This is a genomic window from Dyella jejuensis (assembly GCF_044904675.1).
GTDB lineage: Bacteria > Pseudomonadota > Gammaproteobacteria > Xanthomonadales > Rhodanobacteraceae > Dyella_B > Dyella_B jejuensis.
This window is the reverse complement of sequence record NZ_JADIKJ010000100.1, coordinates 1-281: the sequence shown is the minus strand read 5'-3', so window position 1 is coordinate 281 and position 281 is coordinate 1. Positions and strand designations below refer to the sequence as shown.

Here is a 281-nt window from a genome sequence, read left to right as displayed (position 1 = left end):
TCGCTGCCGCCGGGGGTGAGGTCGGCGCTCACCGCCGCGATCGTGGGATCGTTGCCCAGCGCGCTCAGCTGGCTGGCCGTCAGCACCGTGGCGTAGCCGCGCGTGGTGGTCAGGTGGCCGTCGGCGTCATACCCATGCTGTGTCACCGCCCCGGTAGGATCGATCGTGAAGATCTTTTCGTTGGCCTGGTCGTAGACGTACTGGGTGACGTTGCCGTTGGCGTCGGTCACGCGGATGAGGTTGTTGTCGGCGTCGTAGGCGTAGCTGGTCGTCAGGTTGAG

Annotated in this window: 1 protein-coding gene; it reads right to left on the bottom strand. The window is 66.2% G+C overall.

Annotated elements, in window-relative coordinates:
• A partial coding sequence (locus tag ISP15_RS18655) for an RHS repeat domain-containing protein (protein WP_404549486.1) occupies positions 1–281 on the bottom strand: 281 nt, incomplete at both ends.